The organism is Vibrio sp. R12-SG2-ISO1 (assembly GCF_059834045.1).
On sequence record NZ_JCBDGO010000001.1, the window covers coordinates 691,514 to 707,795 of the forward strand.

The 16,282-nt window shown below is 51.4% G+C and carries 12 protein-coding genes; 3 read left to right on the top strand and 9 right to left on the bottom strand.

The features are described from left to right. Positions 1 to 67: 67 nt before the first annotated feature. A complete protein-coding gene (locus AC6R10_RS03175) occupies positions 68 to 1,252 on the bottom strand; it encodes an NnrS family protein (RefSeq protein ID WP_500671415.1) in 1,185 nt (394 codons plus the stop codon). Between the two features lie 236 nt (positions 1,253 to 1,488). Here AC6R10_RS03175 and AC6R10_RS03180 point away from each other — a divergent pair, with 236 nt between their 5' ends. Both AC6R10_RS03180 and AC6R10_RS03185 read left to right on the top strand, forming a co-directional pair. Continuing rightward, positions 1,489 to 2,046, top strand: coding sequence for a gamma-glutamylcyclotransferase family protein (locus AC6R10_RS03180; protein ID WP_500671416.1), 558 nt, complete (start codon positions 1,489 to 1,491; stop codon positions 2,044 to 2,046). Positions 2,047 to 2,196: 150 nt separating this feature from the next. Next, entirely contained in the window at positions 2,197 to 3,198 is a 1,002-nt protein-coding gene (locus tag AC6R10_RS03185) for a substrate-binding domain-containing protein (RefSeq protein ID WP_500671417.1), read from the top strand. Positions 3,199 to 3,256: 58 nt separating this feature from the next. On the opposite strand, the gene galM is transcribed toward AC6R10_RS03185, so the two are convergent. The 4 genes from galM to galE form a co-directional block, all read right to left on the bottom strand. Beyond that, complete coding sequence (gene galM / locus AC6R10_RS03190) at positions 3,257 to 4,318, bottom strand: galactose-1-epimerase (RefSeq protein ID WP_500671418.1); 1,062 nt, start codon at positions 4,316 to 4,318, stop codon at positions 3,257 to 3,259. Positions 4,319 to 4,327: 9 nt separating this feature from the next. Beyond that, positions 4,328 to 5,488 carry a galactokinase gene (gene galK / locus AC6R10_RS03195; RefSeq protein ID WP_500671419.1) on the bottom strand — a complete coding sequence of 387 codons (1,161 nt, stop codon included), beginning with the start codon at positions 5,486 to 5,488 and terminating at the stop codon, positions 4,328 to 4,330. Positions 5,489 to 5,561: 73 nt separating this feature from the next. Then, entirely contained in the window at positions 5,562 to 6,614 is a 1,053-nt protein-coding gene (locus tag AC6R10_RS03200) for a UDP-glucose--hexose-1-phosphate uridylyltransferase (protein ID WP_500671420.1), read from the bottom strand. 85 nt (positions 6,615 to 6,699) lie between these two features. Next, on the bottom strand, positions 6,700 to 7,719 hold the full coding sequence (galE, locus tag AC6R10_RS03205) for a UDP-glucose 4-epimerase GalE (RefSeq protein WP_500671421.1): 1,020 nt from the start codon (positions 7,717 to 7,719) through the stop codon (positions 6,700 to 6,702). Between the two features lie 421 nt (positions 7,720 to 8,140). Here galE and AC6R10_RS03210 point away from each other — a divergent pair, with 421 nt between their 5' ends. Then, a complete protein-coding gene (locus tag AC6R10_RS03210; RefSeq protein WP_334551423.1) occupies positions 8,141 to 9,475 on the top strand; it encodes an MATE family efflux transporter in 1,335 nt (444 codons plus the stop codon). A gap of 77 nt (positions 9,476 to 9,552) precedes the next feature. Here the strand turns inward: AC6R10_RS03210 and AC6R10_RS03215 are convergent, their stop codons facing one another. The 4 genes from AC6R10_RS03215 to AC6R10_RS03230 form a co-directional block, all read right to left on the bottom strand. After that, on the bottom strand, positions 9,553 to 12,687 hold the full coding sequence (locus AC6R10_RS03215; protein ID WP_500671422.1) for a beta-galactosidase: 3,135 nt from the start codon (positions 12,685 to 12,687) through the stop codon (positions 9,553 to 9,555). A 135-nt stretch (positions 12,688 to 12,822) separates the two neighbouring features. Further along, entirely contained in the window at positions 12,823 to 14,049 is a 1,227-nt protein-coding gene (locus tag AC6R10_RS03220) for an ABC transporter substrate-binding protein (protein WP_500671423.1), read from the bottom strand. Positions 14,050 to 14,182: 133 nt separating this feature from the next. Next, positions 14,183 to 15,034, bottom strand: a complete 852-nt coding sequence (locus tag AC6R10_RS03225) for a carbohydrate ABC transporter permease (RefSeq protein ID WP_334551427.1) — start codon at positions 15,032 to 15,034, stop codon at positions 14,183 to 14,185. Further along, entirely contained in the window at positions 15,034 to 15,954 is a 921-nt protein-coding gene (locus tag AC6R10_RS03230) for a carbohydrate ABC transporter permease (protein WP_487901735.1), read from the bottom strand. The genes AC6R10_RS03225 and AC6R10_RS03230 overlap by 1 nt, the downstream gene beginning before the upstream one ends. Positions 15,955 to 16,282: the final 328 nt, after the last annotated feature.

A 16,282-nucleotide genomic window follows, 5' to 3' on the forward strand; every position in this document is an offset into this window, starting at 1 on the left:
GGCACCATGCCAACCCTTTTTCTATTCGTCTCTTCTGTTTATTCTCACACTCTTCGTATCAATGCGCTCAACCGGGGTGACCATCGACTCGTGGTTTGAGTAACATCGGCACAAACTTCACCACATAAAGCCCAAAGGCAAATACCCATAATCCGGCGCTGAGGTTGACCCACCCAATCATCTGCTCCGGCCATATCACGACCAGCACCGCACGCACTAACGCCGCGCACAACAGCGCAGAAAAAGCCCAGCGCATATTAGGCCCCTGATAAATCGAGCGACCGGTATGCCCCATGGTCACGCGTGCAATCATTGCCAAAATGACGCCGCCAAGCGCGCCAATCGCAAACAAATGCAGCAGCGTATGGGTGGCAAAAGGATTGTCCATTACCGCGCGCAGTAACAAGCTCAGCGGTATGCACGCGTACCCAGCATGCAGCGACCACACCAAGGGCTCGCTAAACGTGCACCAAGGACGCCAGCGGTATAACCGAATCGACTGCGCAGCACCGGCCAACCCCATCAGCGGCGCGCCAAATTGCGCCATAGTTAAAGGGAAGAAGCTCAATACGAACAGGGCTATGAGTGGCCCATTGGCACACCACTCTAGCCACACTAGGCGTGCGCTTTGCTTAAACTCAAAACGCCGCGCCGTAAAAAAGGGGATCACTCTGCCGCCCATGACCGACAACAGCAAGGTGAACCACCACAGCATCGCCTGCCAGACGCTACTTGGCGCAAATGGCGCTACGCCTTTGACTGTGGCATAACTTGCAAAGTTCGCCACCAGCGCCAACACGATAAGCGGCACAAAGAACAGGTTTCGCCACCCTTTCACTTTGACCACTCGCCTTCCGACCTCATAGGCCAGTAGCAGCAGAAATAGGGCTTCAATAGTGGCAGTGATCCACAGAGGCACAGGCGCCCAAAACAGGCCACGCGGCACAAGCCAAAGTAGGCTCAGTAGCATCAAACAGGGACCTTTTGTACCCTGGATTCCCGTCCAGTTTTGCACAGCGGTGAGCAGAAAACCGGCCACAATCGCCATTGCAAAACCAAACACCATTTCATGCACATGCCACCACAAAGCTGGCACTTGCAGAGCTTCTGGCTGGCCAGTCTGAAACATCCACACCCAGCCAACGATTGCCACGATGGCGTAGACGCTGCCGAGTAGAAAAAATGGACGAAACCCTAAGCGCCAAATTGGCGTAATGCGCTCTTCCTGCTGTTTATCTGTAATCGTAATCAAGCCTAAATCTCCACACGCGGCCCTATCAGTAAGACTCCACTAACAGCAATAATTAGACCATTTAATCAATCTAATAGAATCAATAAGATAAACGTAATTAGCTCAATCATTGATGTCTAAATGACACATATAGCGATGTCTTAGTTACATCAACTCGAACTGAACATGCGCAACATTGATGCTTTTCATTTATATGCGAGCAAGGTAGCTTAAAAGAAAAAATAGAGGAGAAAGTCATGGCGCACTACATTTTCGGTTACGGCAGTTTGATGAATTCCGCCTCACGCCAACTCACAGGCAAAACCGCTCCAGCGATTCCCAGTGTCGTGCACGGGTTTAAACGCTATTGGGGAAAAGTGGACGACAGTTACACCCTCTCCCCCTTAGTGGTTGTTCGAGGGGAAGGCTTAGTAAATGGCGTTTTGCTCGCCATCTCACCGGGCGAGATAAGCGAATTTGATCGCCGTGAGCGCGGCTATCATCGTGTGGCGATCCCGCACGCCAATATTGAAACGACGCAACCGCTTACTCGCGAAGACAGCGTTTGGGTCTACATTAAAGACGCGCCCGAGCCGCCTTGCTCACTGATACCCATCATGCAAACCTACGTCGATACCGTGTTGGCTGGTTGTTTGGAGATCTCCGAGAACTTTGCCGAGCAGTTTATCCACTCAACGTTTGGCTGGCATCATCCACTGGAAAATGATCGCCACCAGCCGAAGTATGGCAACCTCGCGGGCGTCACCCAAGCGCACCATCCGCATATCGATGCGTTGGTGGCTATCGTCAGGTGAAATAAGCGCGATATTTTGAAACGTTTACACCTAGCCTAAAAGCAGTAAAAACAAGCGCTAGGGCTCGTATTTGCATCGTTAAAACCGCGCAATGATTGCGTCATTTTCACAATGGGTGTTTAATGAACGCATCAGAAAACGAGGTTCAAGATGGCAACAATCAAAGACGTCGCAAAAGAAGCCGGTGTGTCGGTCGCCACGGTATCACGCGTCATTAATAAATCCCCCAAAGCAAGCAAGTCCTCCATCGCGGCCGTCACGCAAGCAATGAGCAAACTGGGCTATCGCCCAAACGCGGCAGCCAGAGCCTTAGTGAGCCAAAGCACCAATACGGTCGGCGTCTTGGTGGGGGATGTCTCTGATCCGTTTTTTGGTACCTTAGTCAAAGCGGTCGACAACGTTGCTCATGAGCATGGCAAGCATATCTTGGTCGGCAACGGCTACCACAGCTTAGAGGATGAGCGCCGAGCCATTGAACTTTTGATCAATAACCGCTGCGATGCGTTAGTCATCCACTCAAAAGCCTTATCTGATGAAGAGCTTCAGGGCTATGCAAAAGAAGTGAAAGGCATGGTGATCATCAACCGTCATATCCCTGCGCTCGCAGAACGTTGCATCTCTTTGGATAACCACAAAGGCGCCTACCTCGCAACGGAATACCTGATTCGTAACGGCCACAAACACATCGCCTGCATCGCCTCCTCGCATCAAATTGAAGACTCGGGCCAACGTATTGAAGGGTATTTAGCGGCGCTCAAAGACCATAAGATCGATCTCTCCAAGGCGTACATTGAGTACGGTGAGCCCAATAGTGATGGCGGTGAAATCGCAATGACCAACTTACTCACCAAGTCGTTGGCCATCACTGGCGTCGTCGCTTACAACGATTACATGGCGGCGGGAGCATTGTCGGTACTCGATGAAAATGGCATTGCTGTGCCGCAGCAGGTTTCGATGATGGGGTTCGATGATGGCTTGATTGCTCGCTATGTTCATCCAAGGCTGACGACGGTGCGTTACCCCATTCAGATGATGGCCGAGAAGGCCGCGAGACTCGCCCTTGCACTCGCCAAAGGGGAACCGGAAGAGAACGACACCATCATTTTTTCGCCCACCGTGGTGCGCAGAAACTCAGTAGAGCGACTGTCATAAACAACACCTTGTCCGCGAGATAACCTTATGAGACCGCCCTCCATTGAGGGCGGTTGTATTAATGACACATAAACTGATAAATGGTCTGCTGACGATACTGCTCTTTCGGCTTTAACAAGCAACTTGGTTGCGGCCACTCAGGGTGGTTGGGCGAGTCAGGCAAAAACTGGGTTTCCAGCGCAATGCCCGCATAATCTTGATATTCGCCCCCTTCTCGTCTTGGCGCGCCGCCTAACCAGTTGCCAGTATAAAGTTGAATCGCCGGCTGCGTGGTGATGACACTGACGCTGACACGCTCATCTTGGCTTGTTAAGGTTGCGATCGGCGCCTTCACCTCTCGTTCTGGAGCGAGAAAGAAGCTGTGATCGTAACCTTTGGCTTGTTGTTGCTGCGTGTCAGACAATAGGTCTGCCGCAACCGATTTAGGTTGGCGAAAATCGAAACTGGTGCCTTCGACGCTCACCAGATCCCCCAAAGGAATCCCGACCTCGGTGGTAGGTAGGTAGTAGTCGGCCTCAATAGAGAGGATATGCGCACGCGCATCCAGCCCGCTAGTGGTGCCATTGAGATTGAAATAACCGTGGTTGGTGAGATTGATTGGCGTGGTTTTATCACTGGTCGCCAAATAGTCAATGTGCAGCGCATTGTCGTCACTGAGCAGATAACGCACCGAAACAGTGACATTGCCGGGAAAGCCTTGATCGCCATCTTTCGAGTGCAACGCAAACAGAACGTGCTGTTCGCTGCGCTCAACGATCTGCCAGCGTCGCTTATCAAACCCTTCGGCGCCGCCATGCAGACAATTACCCGCTTGATTGGTCGACACTTTATAGGACTCACCCTCTATCTGAAAAAGACCATTGGCGATACGGTTCGCATAACGTCCAACGGTTACCCCCAAGTAACCTTGTTGGCACTGGAAGTCTTCCATGGCCCCTACACCAAGTAACACTTCACGTTGCTCCCCGCTCGCCAAAGGCAAACGACAACTGAGCCAAGTGGCTCCGATGTCCATCAGCACAACGCGAGTCCCCACTGCGTTGTTCAATTCGACCAACTGCGCTGCCTCACCATCATAGGCTAGCTGCGCCGTCATGGTCTCAAATAGAGCATGAGTCATGGGTTTTCCTTATTCCGCTGTAACCAGGCCAGCGCCTTGCTTGGCTTGGCAAACATAGATCGACGCTTTGAGCCCCGTTTGCGCTTCGTATTGCGCCTCAACGACGGCGCGAACATCTCCCACCAGCGCGGGCGGAACAAGCGCTACAATACAGCCACCAAAACCACCGCCGGTCATCCGTACGCCGCCTTGGTCACCGATGACCTTTTTGACCATCTCGACTAACACATCGATCTCTTTGACGGTGATTTCAAAATCGTCACGCATCGAGGCGTGCGATTTGGCCATCAGCTCACCCATGCGTTTGATGTCATTGTTTCTCAGCGCTTGTGCCGCTTCTAAAGTGCGATCGTTTTCGGTAATGACATGACGTGCACGTTTGGCTACCACAGCATCTAGCTCGGATGCTTTGGCATTGAACTCCTCAATAGTGACATCGCGCAGCGCAGGCACACCGAAAATACGTGCGGCCTCTTCACACTGCTCGCGGCGAGTGTTGTATTCACTATCGACCAGCCCACGTTTTTTATTCGAGTTGATGATCACCACGGACATCTCTGCAGGCATCGATACTGATTGAGTCTCTAGCGTACGGCAATCTAGCAACATCGCATGATTCTCTTGCCCTTCAGCGGAGATCATTTGATCCATGATGCCGCAGTTACAACCGACAAACTCATTCTCCGCTTGCTGACCGTTGAGTGCGATTTCGGCTTGAGAAATATCAAGCTTGTACAACTCCTTAAACGTCTGACCAATGACCACTTCCAACGCGGCTGACGAGCTGAGACCCGCACCTTGAGGTACATTACCACTGACCGAAATGTCCGCGCCGTTGAAGGTGTACCCTCGCGCCAACAAACACTTGACCACACCGCGAATGTAGTTGGCCCACATTTTGTCTTGCGCAAAGGTGATGGTTTGGGTGATATCGAACTCATCCACGGCGTTGCCGTAATCAACCGACACCACGCGCACGAGGTTATCGTCACGCTTTGACGCCGCCACCACCGTTTGATAGTTAATCGCACAAGGGAGAACAAAGCCGTCGTTGTAGTCGGTGTGCTCACCAATCAAGTTGACGCGCCCCGGCGCTTGAATAATGTGCGATGGCGCATAGCCTAGCACCTTCTCGAACGAGCTCTTCACATTTTGGATCAGTTCAGACATAAGGTTCTTCTCTTAAAAAATAGCATTCGGTGGGTCAACGCCACGTGCGGCGTTCACGCGTAACAGACTCGGCTTAGGCCTCTTTGTAATGCACGTCACTGACGTCTCTTAGACGCTGCGCGGCTTGCTCTGCAGTTAAGTCACGCTGGCTTTCTGCCAGCATCTCATAGCCGACCATAAATTTTCTTACCGTGGCGCTGCGCAGCAACGGTGGGTAGAAGAGTGCGTGCAGTTGCCAGTGCTCAATGTCCGTCCCTTGTTCAAAAAACGGCGCGTAATGCCAGCCCATCGAGTAAGGGAAGGAGCACTGGAATAAGTTGTCATAGCGACTGGTTAACTTTTTGATCGCCAGAGCGAGATCATCACGCTGAGCATCACTGAGTTCACTCATGCGGCGGATGTGCGCTTTGGGTAACAGCATGGTCTCAAACGGCCAAGCGGCCCAGTAAGGCACTACGGCGTTCCAATGCTCAGTATCGACCACAATGCGCGATCCGTCTTTCAACTCTGCTTGGACATAATCAACCAACAAATTGCGCCCGTGCTCTTCGAAGTAGGCTTTAAGGTGGCGCTCTTTGCGTTCAATTTCATTCGGCAGAAAGCTGTTGGCCCAGATTTGACCATGTGGGTGTGGCTGAGAGCAGCCCATGGTCTCGCCTTTGTTTTCAAACGCCTGAACCCATAGGTACTCTTGGCCTAACTCTTCAATCTGTTCATTCCAAGTGTCAATCACCCCACGAATTTGAGCCACGGGTAATTCCGGCAAGGTTTTGCTGTGATCGGGAGAGAAGCAGATCACGCGGCTCAAGCCACGTACACCTTGGGTTTTAAATAGCGGATTGTCAGATTCTGGCGCGTCAGGAGAATCAACCATCAGGGCGGCAAAGTCGTTATTGAACACATAGGCGCCGCGGTAATCAGGATTCACATCGCCAGAGATACGAGTGTTGGTAGGACAAAGAAAACAGTGCGTATCATAACGAGGCAACGCATCCAGCGCGGGCTTTTCATCCGCGCCACTCCAAGGGCGTTTTGCTCGATGAGGCGAGACTAATATCCACTGCCCAGTCAATGGGTTATAGCGGCGGTGTGGGTGATCCACAGGATTAAATTCAATATTCGACATCTTACTTACTCAACCTTAAACACAAAAACTCTTAACTGTTTGCTTAACCTTTGCCTAACTCATGCCCAGCTCGGCTCGCTGTGCGTTATGACGCACCGTAACCTTGAGGGTTTGTGGACTGCCATTTCCATGTATCGGCCGTCATATCCGCTACGCTGCGGCTCGCTTTCCAACCCAGCTCTCGTTCTGCTTTCTCGGTGCTGGCAAAGCACTGGGCAATATCTCCTGGGCGTCTTGGGCACAGCTCATACGCAATCGGCTGACCGCAGGCTTGGCTAAAGGCATTGACCATCTCAAGCACACTGGAGCCTTGGCCGGTCCCCAAATTAAAAATGTGCAACCCAGCGCACGCCCCTACCGATTTCAACGCTGCGATGTGCCCATCCGCTAAATCCATCACATGAATGTAGTCACGCACTCCGGTGCCATCGGGTGTTGGGTAGTCACTGCCAAAGACCGACAATTTCTCTCGCCGCCCCACCGCAACTTGAGCGATGAAAGGCATCAAATTATTTGGAATGCCTTGTGGGTCCTCTCCCATTGAGCCTGATGGATGGGCGCCGACCGGATTGAAATAGCGCAGCAAGGTAATGCTCCAATCGTTTTCCGCCGCAAAGAGATCCGATAAGCACTGCTCGACCATGTACTTACTGCGACCGTATGGGTTGGTCGTCGCGCCTGTCGGTGACTCTTCGGTGATCGGAACGCTAGTCGGATCGCCATACACCGTCGCGGAAGAGCTAAACACTAAGCTTTTCACGCCCGCTTTACGCATGCAGCGCGCCAACACCAAGGAGCCATTCACGTTGTTGTCATAGTATTCGAGTGGCTTGGCTACCGACTCCCCGACCGCTTTCAATCCGGCAAAATGAATCACGGCGGCAATGTCATGCTGAGCAAAAACACCATCGAGAAACGCCTCATCGCGCACATCACCTTGATGAAAAATCGGCTTCACCTTGGTGAGCGCTTCAATACGGTTCAACACTTCTTGATTGGCATTGCAGAGGTTGTCGATAATCACAGGCTCCATGCCTGCTTCGATCATCTGTACACATGTATGGCTACCGATGTAACCCATTCCACCCGTTACTAATACTTTCACTGTTTGCCTCGCTCTGGTTCGCAATCGCTCAGAAATGACTCTGCTTGCTCAAAAGTCTAGCAATCATTTGCGCCTAGTTTCCGTGATCAATTTCTCATTGTGTAAACGTTTCCACAAATTACTCACCAATAATGGATTTGACTGCTATCCGACCCTTTTCTTTAGCCCATCAGAAAGAGGGCAGCAGGCTAAGGAAGCCAAAGCCATCAATATCTCTATCAAGGTCACAATCCCTGACTAAACTTTGTGAAACGTTTTCACAGAAGCGAAAAATTATGGACATTTTCTCATCAAGTAAGAATCATAACGAAGAAACTGATTTGCATATCCAGCCCAGCACCGGACAATTTGTGACTTTGCCTTTGCCAGCCCTACCGCACCCTGCAAACTCGCCACCGGGGCACCACAGTTAGGACCACCCATGCCAAATACGATAGATAAACGCATGAAGATCGTCGCGCTCACTTGGCCGCTATTTGTCGAGATCTTGCTGCGAACAGCGCTCAATACTAGCGATGTCTTCATGCTCAGTGGTTTCTCTGATAAAGCCGTTTCGGCGGTGGGCGTCATCTCTCAACTGTCGTTCTTTTTGATTATCGTCTCGTCGATGGTCAGCAGCGGCACGGGTATTTTGATTGCGCAATACAATGGTTCAGGCCGTGTACAAGATTCCGCCCATGTTAGCGTCGCCAGTATTTTTCTCTCTGCCCTGGTCGGTATCTGCCTGAGTGGACTGTCGATCTGGGGCGCTTACGCGTTTCTGCCGCTCTATGGATTAGAAGCTCAGGTCGAACAGTACGCCCAAGAGTACCTGCTGATCAGCGGCGCGATGACTTTTAACGTCACCCTCGGCATCGTGCTGACCACTATTTTGCGCAGTAACGGCTTTTCCCGCTCTCCCATGGTGGTCAACTTGGTGTGCGGCGTGCTCAATATCATCGGTAACTACATCGCCCTTTATCAGCCTTTTGGCTTGCCGGTCTATGGGGTGCAAGGGGTGGCGATTGCCACTGTCGTCAGTCAGGTGCTCAGCACCGTGATCCTCTGGGCGGCGGTTAAACGCTCTGGCATCGAGATACCTTTTGCCGAGTACCGAGCAATCCCTCGCGTTATCTACTCACGCATCATCAAAATTGGTGCCATGAATGCCGGAGAAGTGCTCTCTTACAACATGGCGCAAATCTGCATCACCTTTTTTATCGTCCAGATGGGTACTGCCTCATTGGCCGCCTTCACCTACGCACAGAACATCGCGCGCCTCTCCTTTGCCTTTGCGCTTGCCCTCGGGCAAGGCAGTCAGATTCAAGCGGGCTACTACATAGGCCGCGGTTGGATTGACTCGATTTTGTCTCTAGTGCAAAAGTATTTTGTGGTTGGCTTTTGCGTCTCGACGCTGTTGACGGTCATCGTCTACTTGCTGAGCGATCCCATCATCGCGCTCTTTACTACAGAGCCGGAGATCGCCGCCCTAACCGCGACCTTGATTGCCGGTTCGATCGTGCTCGAAGCGGGGCGCGTCTTTAACCTCATCTTTATCTCGGCGCTCAAAGCGGCTGGCGATATCAAATTCCCAGTCAAAATGGGCATCATCAGTATGTGGGGATTCGGGGTCGGTATGAGCTATGTGTTTGGCGTCTACTGGGGCTATGGCGTGCTCGGTGCCTGGATGGCGATTGCACTCGACGAGTGGTTTCGCGGCATCATCATGGCAAGGCGTTGGCGCTCAAAAGTGTGGACACGTTACACCCTTCAGTGATCGACCATTTGTCATCAGTAACCAGACCGTCGTTAAACAACAGGGATAGCGCTCGCTATCCCTGTTGTTTTTATCCCCTACACCTCGTCAGCTTGAGCGTGGCTCAACGACAGTGTCACCTGATAGCGATAGCGTTTATCACTCAGAAGATAAGCCTGATGCACGCTAGGCGTCCACGAATCGTCACCGCCCACGCCCATATGCGCACCATCAATTCGCACGTAACAGGACTCACCTTTGATTAACTCGTGCGTATGTTTGGCACTGGCTAAGTTGTGCAAACTGTAGCGACTGACGGCAAAATGAAATTGCCCCTCGATGAGCAACTCACCCACTTTGGCCTGCGTGACATCACAGCGCAAGCCGTTGTCACTTGGGAAAATGTACGGCGTGTGCATCGCATCCAGCGATTGTTGATAGCGTCCGATGTGCGCAGACGCTAATCGGTCCGGATAGTTCTCATGTGGGCCGCGGCCCAGCCAAGAGACCTGTTCTATAGACTCGTGATGTTCGCCATCGTACAACGCCACCTCTAAGCCGATACGCGGCAGTGGAGGTAGATACTGAGCAAGCGTCACATCGACATCCAAACTCACACTGCCATCACTGGCCACCGTATAGCGCCACGTCGAGCGGATCAGCGCCTTACCTTGATGGGAATAACGCTGCTGACTCACCACCACAATTCCTTGCTCAGCTTGATACCATTCAAACTGCTCAAGCTCTCGGGTCAAGGAATCGAGCCCTATCGACTGCCAACGCGCAAACCAAGAGTTGGGGTCGAGCTTGTTGGCCTCACTGGTGCCAATATCATTATCAAGCGGAGCCCGGTAGAAGTTATCGATAATCGGTGCGGTCAGCTTTTCGCTGTCGTTGACTTTCCAACTGCCGATCGCGCCTATTGATTTGTCAAACTCGAGCGCAAAATCATCACTATAGACCAGCAAGGCTTTTGCGCTGTCCGAGGTGTTGATAGCGCCAATAGGCTTGATGCTCGGGCTCGGTAGCGCCGTCTCAACTGAAAGTTCCAGTTGCTCGATGGCCGTCACATGGCCGGCGCTTGCCCAAGCCGTCTCTTGACGAAGGCTCACCTCTAGGTTGAGGTAATACGGAGCGCAGCGACCACTGCTGATGGGCTGCTCGCTCAAGGTTACGCTTTGCGTCGATTTTGCCGCCAAATTGAGATCAAGCTGACCACGGTGCAGCACCTCTCCTTCACAAGTGACACTCCAATCAAGTATCTCGTTGTCACTGGCGCTAAACAGGTACTCACTCTCTACCTCGATCACCAATGGCTGAGTCGATAGCAGGCGGAACTGGTAAAACTGCTGCGCTTTTTTGACTTCCTGCAGGGTGGGATGCGCGCTTCTATCTGGGAACAGCAGACCATTGATGCAAAACTGACGATCATTGATTTCATCACCAAAATCCCCGCCATAGGCCCAATACGTTTGGCCATCCGGCGCTATCTTAGTTAGACCTTGATCGACCCAATCCCAAATGAATCCCCCTTGCAAGCGCGGGTTATCTCGAAACGCTTGCCAGTAGTGCGTAAAGCTGCCGAGGCTGTTGCCCATCGCATGAGCGTATTCACATAAAATCAGGGGACGCGTCTCATCAGGCAGTGCAATGGATTTACGAATCCCGACACGCGGCGTGACCTGTGGTTGATGCTTCACGACTGGCAGATCCCAATCGACCCGTGCGTACATTGGACATAGGATGTCGGTCGCGGCCGTCATCGCGCCGCCGCCTTCATATTGGACAGGTCGAGAAGGGTCACGCTGTTTGACCCATTGATACATCGCATGATGGTTATTCCCGATCCCCGACTCGTTGCCAAGCGACCAAATGATGACACACGCATGGTTCTTATCGCGCTCCACCAGCCGAGTAATACGGCGCAGGTAGGCCGGTAGCCATTCACTGTCGTCGGACAAGCGGCACATCGGAAACTGGCCGTGGGTTTCAATGTTGGCTTCATCCACCACATAAAGACCATACTCATCGCACAGTTGATACCACAGAGGATGGTTTGGATAGTGCGCAGTACGTACCGCGTTGAAATTGTTTTGCTTGAGCAGTTGGATGTCGCGGTGCATATCTTCTCTTGTCATCACATGACCAAGCTCTGGATGATGCTCATGACGATTGACGCCGCGGATCAGCACCGCTTCGCCATTCACTTTCAGCAGACCGTGCTCAATGCGTACCTCACGAAAACCGACCGAATACGCCTCACAATCTATCACCGTGTCATGCTCATCAAGCAAGCTGACAACGGCGCGATACAAGTAAGGGCGCTCTGCGCTCCATAGTATCGGCGCTTGAACGTCAAGGGCATGCTGCGCTTTATCGCTCCACGGCCCTTTTTCATCGACAAACTGTAATCCGGCCGTGCTGACTTGCTCTGCGACCAGCTGCTTTTTGGCATCAAACAGACGCACACGTACGCGATTGTCGACCTCTTTTTGCGATAAAGTGGTCGTCACACCAAGCGTGGCCTGATGAAACCCTGCCGCCAACTCAGTGCGAATCTCCACATCTTGAATGTGCAGTCGCGGTTTTCGGGTTAAGGTGACATCACGGAAAATACCGCTTAGCCACCACATATCTTGATCTTCCAAGTAGGAACCGTCACACCAACGCATCACCATGACCGTCAACTGGTTGCGCCCCTCCTGAAGATAAGGCGTTAGATCAAATTCGGCGGGCAAACGGGCATCTTGCGAGTAACCGACCCACACGCCATTGCACCACAGGTGAAAGGCGCTGTTGACGCCATCAAAGGTGATCCACGTTAACTCATTGGACTCTGGCAACACCTCAAACGTGGTGCGATAAACCCCGGTCGGATTGTGCTTAGGCACGATTGGCGGCGTGTCCGCAAACGGATATTTGACATTGGTGTAAATTGGCCGATCGTCAACCTGCGGCTGTAACTGCCAGTTGGATGGCACCGTGATTGGCGACCAAGCGCTGTCATCAAAACTTTTCTCAACACACGCTTCTGGCACCTCACTCGGCGCCGAGAACAGCATAAACTGCCATTGACCATTCAAGCACGTTTGCTGGGCAGACCCTCTCCCTTGCAAGGCATCGTCTTCGTTTTGGTAAGCATGGAAAGGGGTATGTGCGGGCAGAACATGATGGTGGGTGACGTGATGATTTTCCCACTCTCGCGCTGCCAGAATATCGGCAAAAGTTCTCATAACAACACTCTTAATCTCTGTGATAAAAAAGAGCGCACTGACTCGAGAGGCCACGAGTGGAGCAGTGCGCTCAGTCGGCTGACTCTGGCAGGTCTATGTACAGGGGAATAGACTCGCCGTCAGCGTATCAAAACCTTATTTGAAGGTGCGTTTGCTGACCTTATCCAGTTTTTGCAAAATGTCGTCGATGCGATCAGGGTGAACCATGAACTCTTGGAAGCCCTTCATCCCTTCTTTCGCCATTGCAGGATCGGTATCTCGGTCATAGAACTGCGCCGTACCTTCCGCGTTCGCCAGCATTTCCACCCCTTTGTCTAGGAACGGATCCGCTTTCGCTTTCGCTTTATTGTTGGTTGGGATCTGCAACAACATCTCGTTGATCAATTGCTGGTTTTCCGCACGAGCGACAAACTGAAGGAACTTACGTGCGTCTTCTTTGTTTTTCGCTTTTGATGGGATGTGAATCGTATCCATCGGCGCGTCTTCCGCCATCGGAACGGAAGGGTCGATCACAGGGAATTGGAAGAAGCCCATTTTGCCATCCAACTCTTTCGGGAAGTTAGGAGTAATGAAGTTACCCATCAGATACATCGCCGCCTGACCGTTGTAGAGGAAAGGCTGCGCCTCTTGCCAGGAATATGACGCATGGTTTTCTAGGAAATAACCTGGCTCCACCAACTGTGCCCAGTTCGCGAAGGTTTTCTTCACTCGCTCATCGGTGTAAGGCACTTTGCCGTCCATCAACTGGATATGGAAATCGAGGCCGTTGGTGCGCAAGTTGATGTAATCAAACCAACCCGCTGCCGTCCAAAGATATTTGGTACCGATGGTGAACGGCGCCACGCCATTCTCTTTCAATGTCGCCGAGGCTTTAAGTAGATCGTCCCACGTTTTTGGCTCAGCAATACCGTACTGCTCAAAGATGTCTTGGCGGTAGTAGATACCCCATTGGTAATAGGTGTAAGGCACACCGTATTGCTTGCCATTGACCGTCATCGCGGGCGCCGCAGCGGTGAAGTCTTGCTTCATGTTGTTGTCTGTCCAGATGTCACTCACATCTTCAAACAGGCCACGATCAACGAAGGTTTTCATACGGTTACCCGCATACCAGAACACCACATCCGGCGGCGAAGTCACCAACCAGTTACGGATGGTCGTTTTGTACGCTTCATGATCGTAGAGGTTATATTTGACGGTGACATCCGGGTACTCTTGCTCAAATCGCTTGATGATTTCAGCCCACGCCTCTTTAGGTGCAGGGTCTGAGGCGTCAGAGTTGATCACCAAAGTGCCTGCCCATGCGGATGTCGAAAGAGTTGCACCGAGTATTGCGGTAGCAGCAAGGTGTTTCACGTATTTCATATTCAGGTCCTTGTTATTGAGCCTAAGGCTCTTGGTCCAATTTATTGTTTTGTTGCTGTGTAGAGTCTGTTACTGCATAGACCTGCTGGTGAGCCAAATGGGGGTTTTGCCCACCAGCAATTTATTAATCCTGTTATCCTTTGGTCGCACCTAGGGTTAAGCCGGCGATGAAATGACGCTGCATGGTAAAAAACAGCACCACAGGTGGAATCGCCGCAACGATCGCGCCTGCCGACATCAGCTGCCAAGACGCTAGCCACTGACCTTGCAGTGAGCTAAGCCCCGCAGTAACCGGACGGACTTCATCACTTTGCACTAAGACCAATGCCCAGAAGAAGTCGTTCCAGATGAAGGTGAAAACCAGCACCGCCAACGCCGCTAATGCTGGGCGAACCAAGGGCAATACTACGTGCCAGAAGATCTTCCATTCGGTGACCCCTTCCACGCGCGCCGCTTCAATCAAGGCATCCGGAATACCGACGATGAAATTGCGCATAAACAAGGTACAAAATCCGGCTTGAAACGCGATATGGAAGAAAATAAGCGCCCAATGGGTGTCGTAGAGACCAAAGCTGATGGTCAAATCGCGCACTGGGATCATCAGGATCTGGAAGGGTACAAAGTTACCCGCGATGAACATCGCGAAGATCCAGATGTTCGCCTTGAAGTTGTACTTCGCCAAAGCAAAGCCCGCCAACGTTGACAGCGCCACCGCCCCGGCAACCGCAGGCAAAGTGATCATCAAACTGTTGATCAGGTATTGGCCCATTGCGGTTGAGGTAAAGACTTGAGTGTAGTTTTCGAGAAACTGGATTTCGCTTGGCCAGCCCCAGTAATTACCAGTGTTGATGTCTTCTATCGAGCGAATCGAGGTCATCATCACCGCAATCAATGGCAGTAACCACATCACGATCGACAGTGGCAACGCGACGCGATAGCTGATATTGACAAAACGGCCAGATTTTTGAATCGGTTGTGGGTACATTATTTTTCACTCCTCAACATACGCCATAAGAAGTACGCGATATACACATCCATGATGAGGAACAACACAACGGAAACTGCCGCGCCATAACCCATTCGGTAGTTAAAAATGGACTCTTCATACATCTGGTAAGCCAATACCGTCGAGCTGCCCCACGGGCCACCGGCTGTCATGGTGGCAACCAAGTCAAATGAGCGCAGCGCACCAATCACGGTCACCACAATCGCAATGAAGGTCGCAGGGCGAAGCTGCGGTAACACCACGTACCACAACATGCGCCACTTTTTCGCACCATCAAGACGCGCCGCTTCAAGCTGCTCTGGATCCAAGTTGTTCAAACCCGTGAGGTACAAAATCATGCAGTAAGAAATCTGCGGCCACAGACCGGCGGCAATGATGCCGTAGGTGACGTAATCTTCGTTGGCCAAAATAGAAACCGGCTCGAAACCGAGACCACCCAACACAATATTGAACAAGCCAAACGACGGGTCATAGAACCAAGCAAACACCAAACCGACGACCACTTGCGAAATAACAAAGGGGAAGAAGAACAGCGATTTAACAACACGAATCCCTCTCACCTGTTGGTTAAGAAAGAGCGCGATCGCTAAACCAATCGGCGGGGCGAGCATAAAGAACACTAGCCAAAGGAAGTTGTTTTTCAATGAGGTGTAAAACGCATCGGAATCAAACAACTCACGATAGTTGTCTAGGCCGACCCATGTTTTTTCACCTAGCCCATCCCATTCAAAGAAACTGAGCCAAATACTGTCTAGAATCGGATAGATAACATAAACGGCAAAAATCGCCATCGCAGGCGCTAAAAACAGCCAAGGGGAGAGCTTGGCACTCACCCGAGATTTACGTCTGGCTGAGGGGAGACGATTTTCTGGGTATATCGTTTTCACAGATTGCTCCATTTTGTGTGACTCCTTGTCACATCTCGTCGTTTCTGTTCGTTAAAGTTTCACTCATAAAAAGTAGACAAAAAGAAACCAAAAGATGAAGTTTTATCGTATCTACGAATACATATTAGCCATCCACTTTATTTTATATAGGGAGAGAAATTAATTTTGTAAACGTTTCCACAAAATTCACCTATTTTCCTCCAAAAACCATGACAAGGATCAACTATTGCCATTGAGCAACTAACAAAAATCGCGGAAAAGCGTATGTTTTAGACAGAAACAAAAAACAACTCACGTTAAACGAGCGTATTCGCTCATAAAACGAAACTTATAAGCCATA

Coding starts and splice junctions, on each gene's coding strand:
- AC6R10_RS03200 (WP_500671420.1), bottom strand. CDS start 6,614: ATGTCGAATATTGAATTTAATCCTGTGGATCACCCACACCGCCGCTAT.
- AC6R10_RS03185 (WP_500671417.1), top strand. CDS start 2,197: ATGGCAACAATCAAAGACGTCGCAAAAGAAGCCGGTGTGTCGGTCGCC.
- AC6R10_RS03180 (WP_500671416.1), top strand. CDS start 1,489: ATGGCGCACTACATTTTCGGTTACGGCAGTTTGATGAATTCCGCCTCA.
- AC6R10_RS03220 (WP_500671423.1), bottom strand. CDS start 14,049: ATGAAATACGTGAAACACCTTGCTGCTACCGCAATACTCGGTGCAACT.
- galM (WP_500671418.1), bottom strand. CDS start 4,318: ATGACTCATGCTCTATTTGAGACCATGACGGCGCAGCTAGCCTATGAT.
- AC6R10_RS03225 (WP_334551427.1), bottom strand. CDS start 15,034: ATGTACCCACAACCGATTCAAAAATCTGGCCGTTTTGTCAATATCAGC.
- AC6R10_RS03215 (WP_500671422.1), bottom strand. CDS start 12,687: ATGAGAACTTTTGCCGATATTCTGGCAGCGCGAGAGTGGGAAAATCAT.
- AC6R10_RS03230 (WP_487901735.1), bottom strand. CDS start 15,954: ATGGAGCAATCTGTGAAAACGATATACCCAGAAAATCGTCTCCCCTCA.
- AC6R10_RS03210 (WP_334551423.1), top strand. CDS start 8,141: ATGCCAAATACGATAGATAAACGCATGAAGATCGTCGCGCTCACTTGG.
- galK (WP_500671419.1), bottom strand. CDS start 5,488: ATGTCTGAACTGATCCAAAATGTGAAGAGCTCGTTCGAGAAGGTGCTA.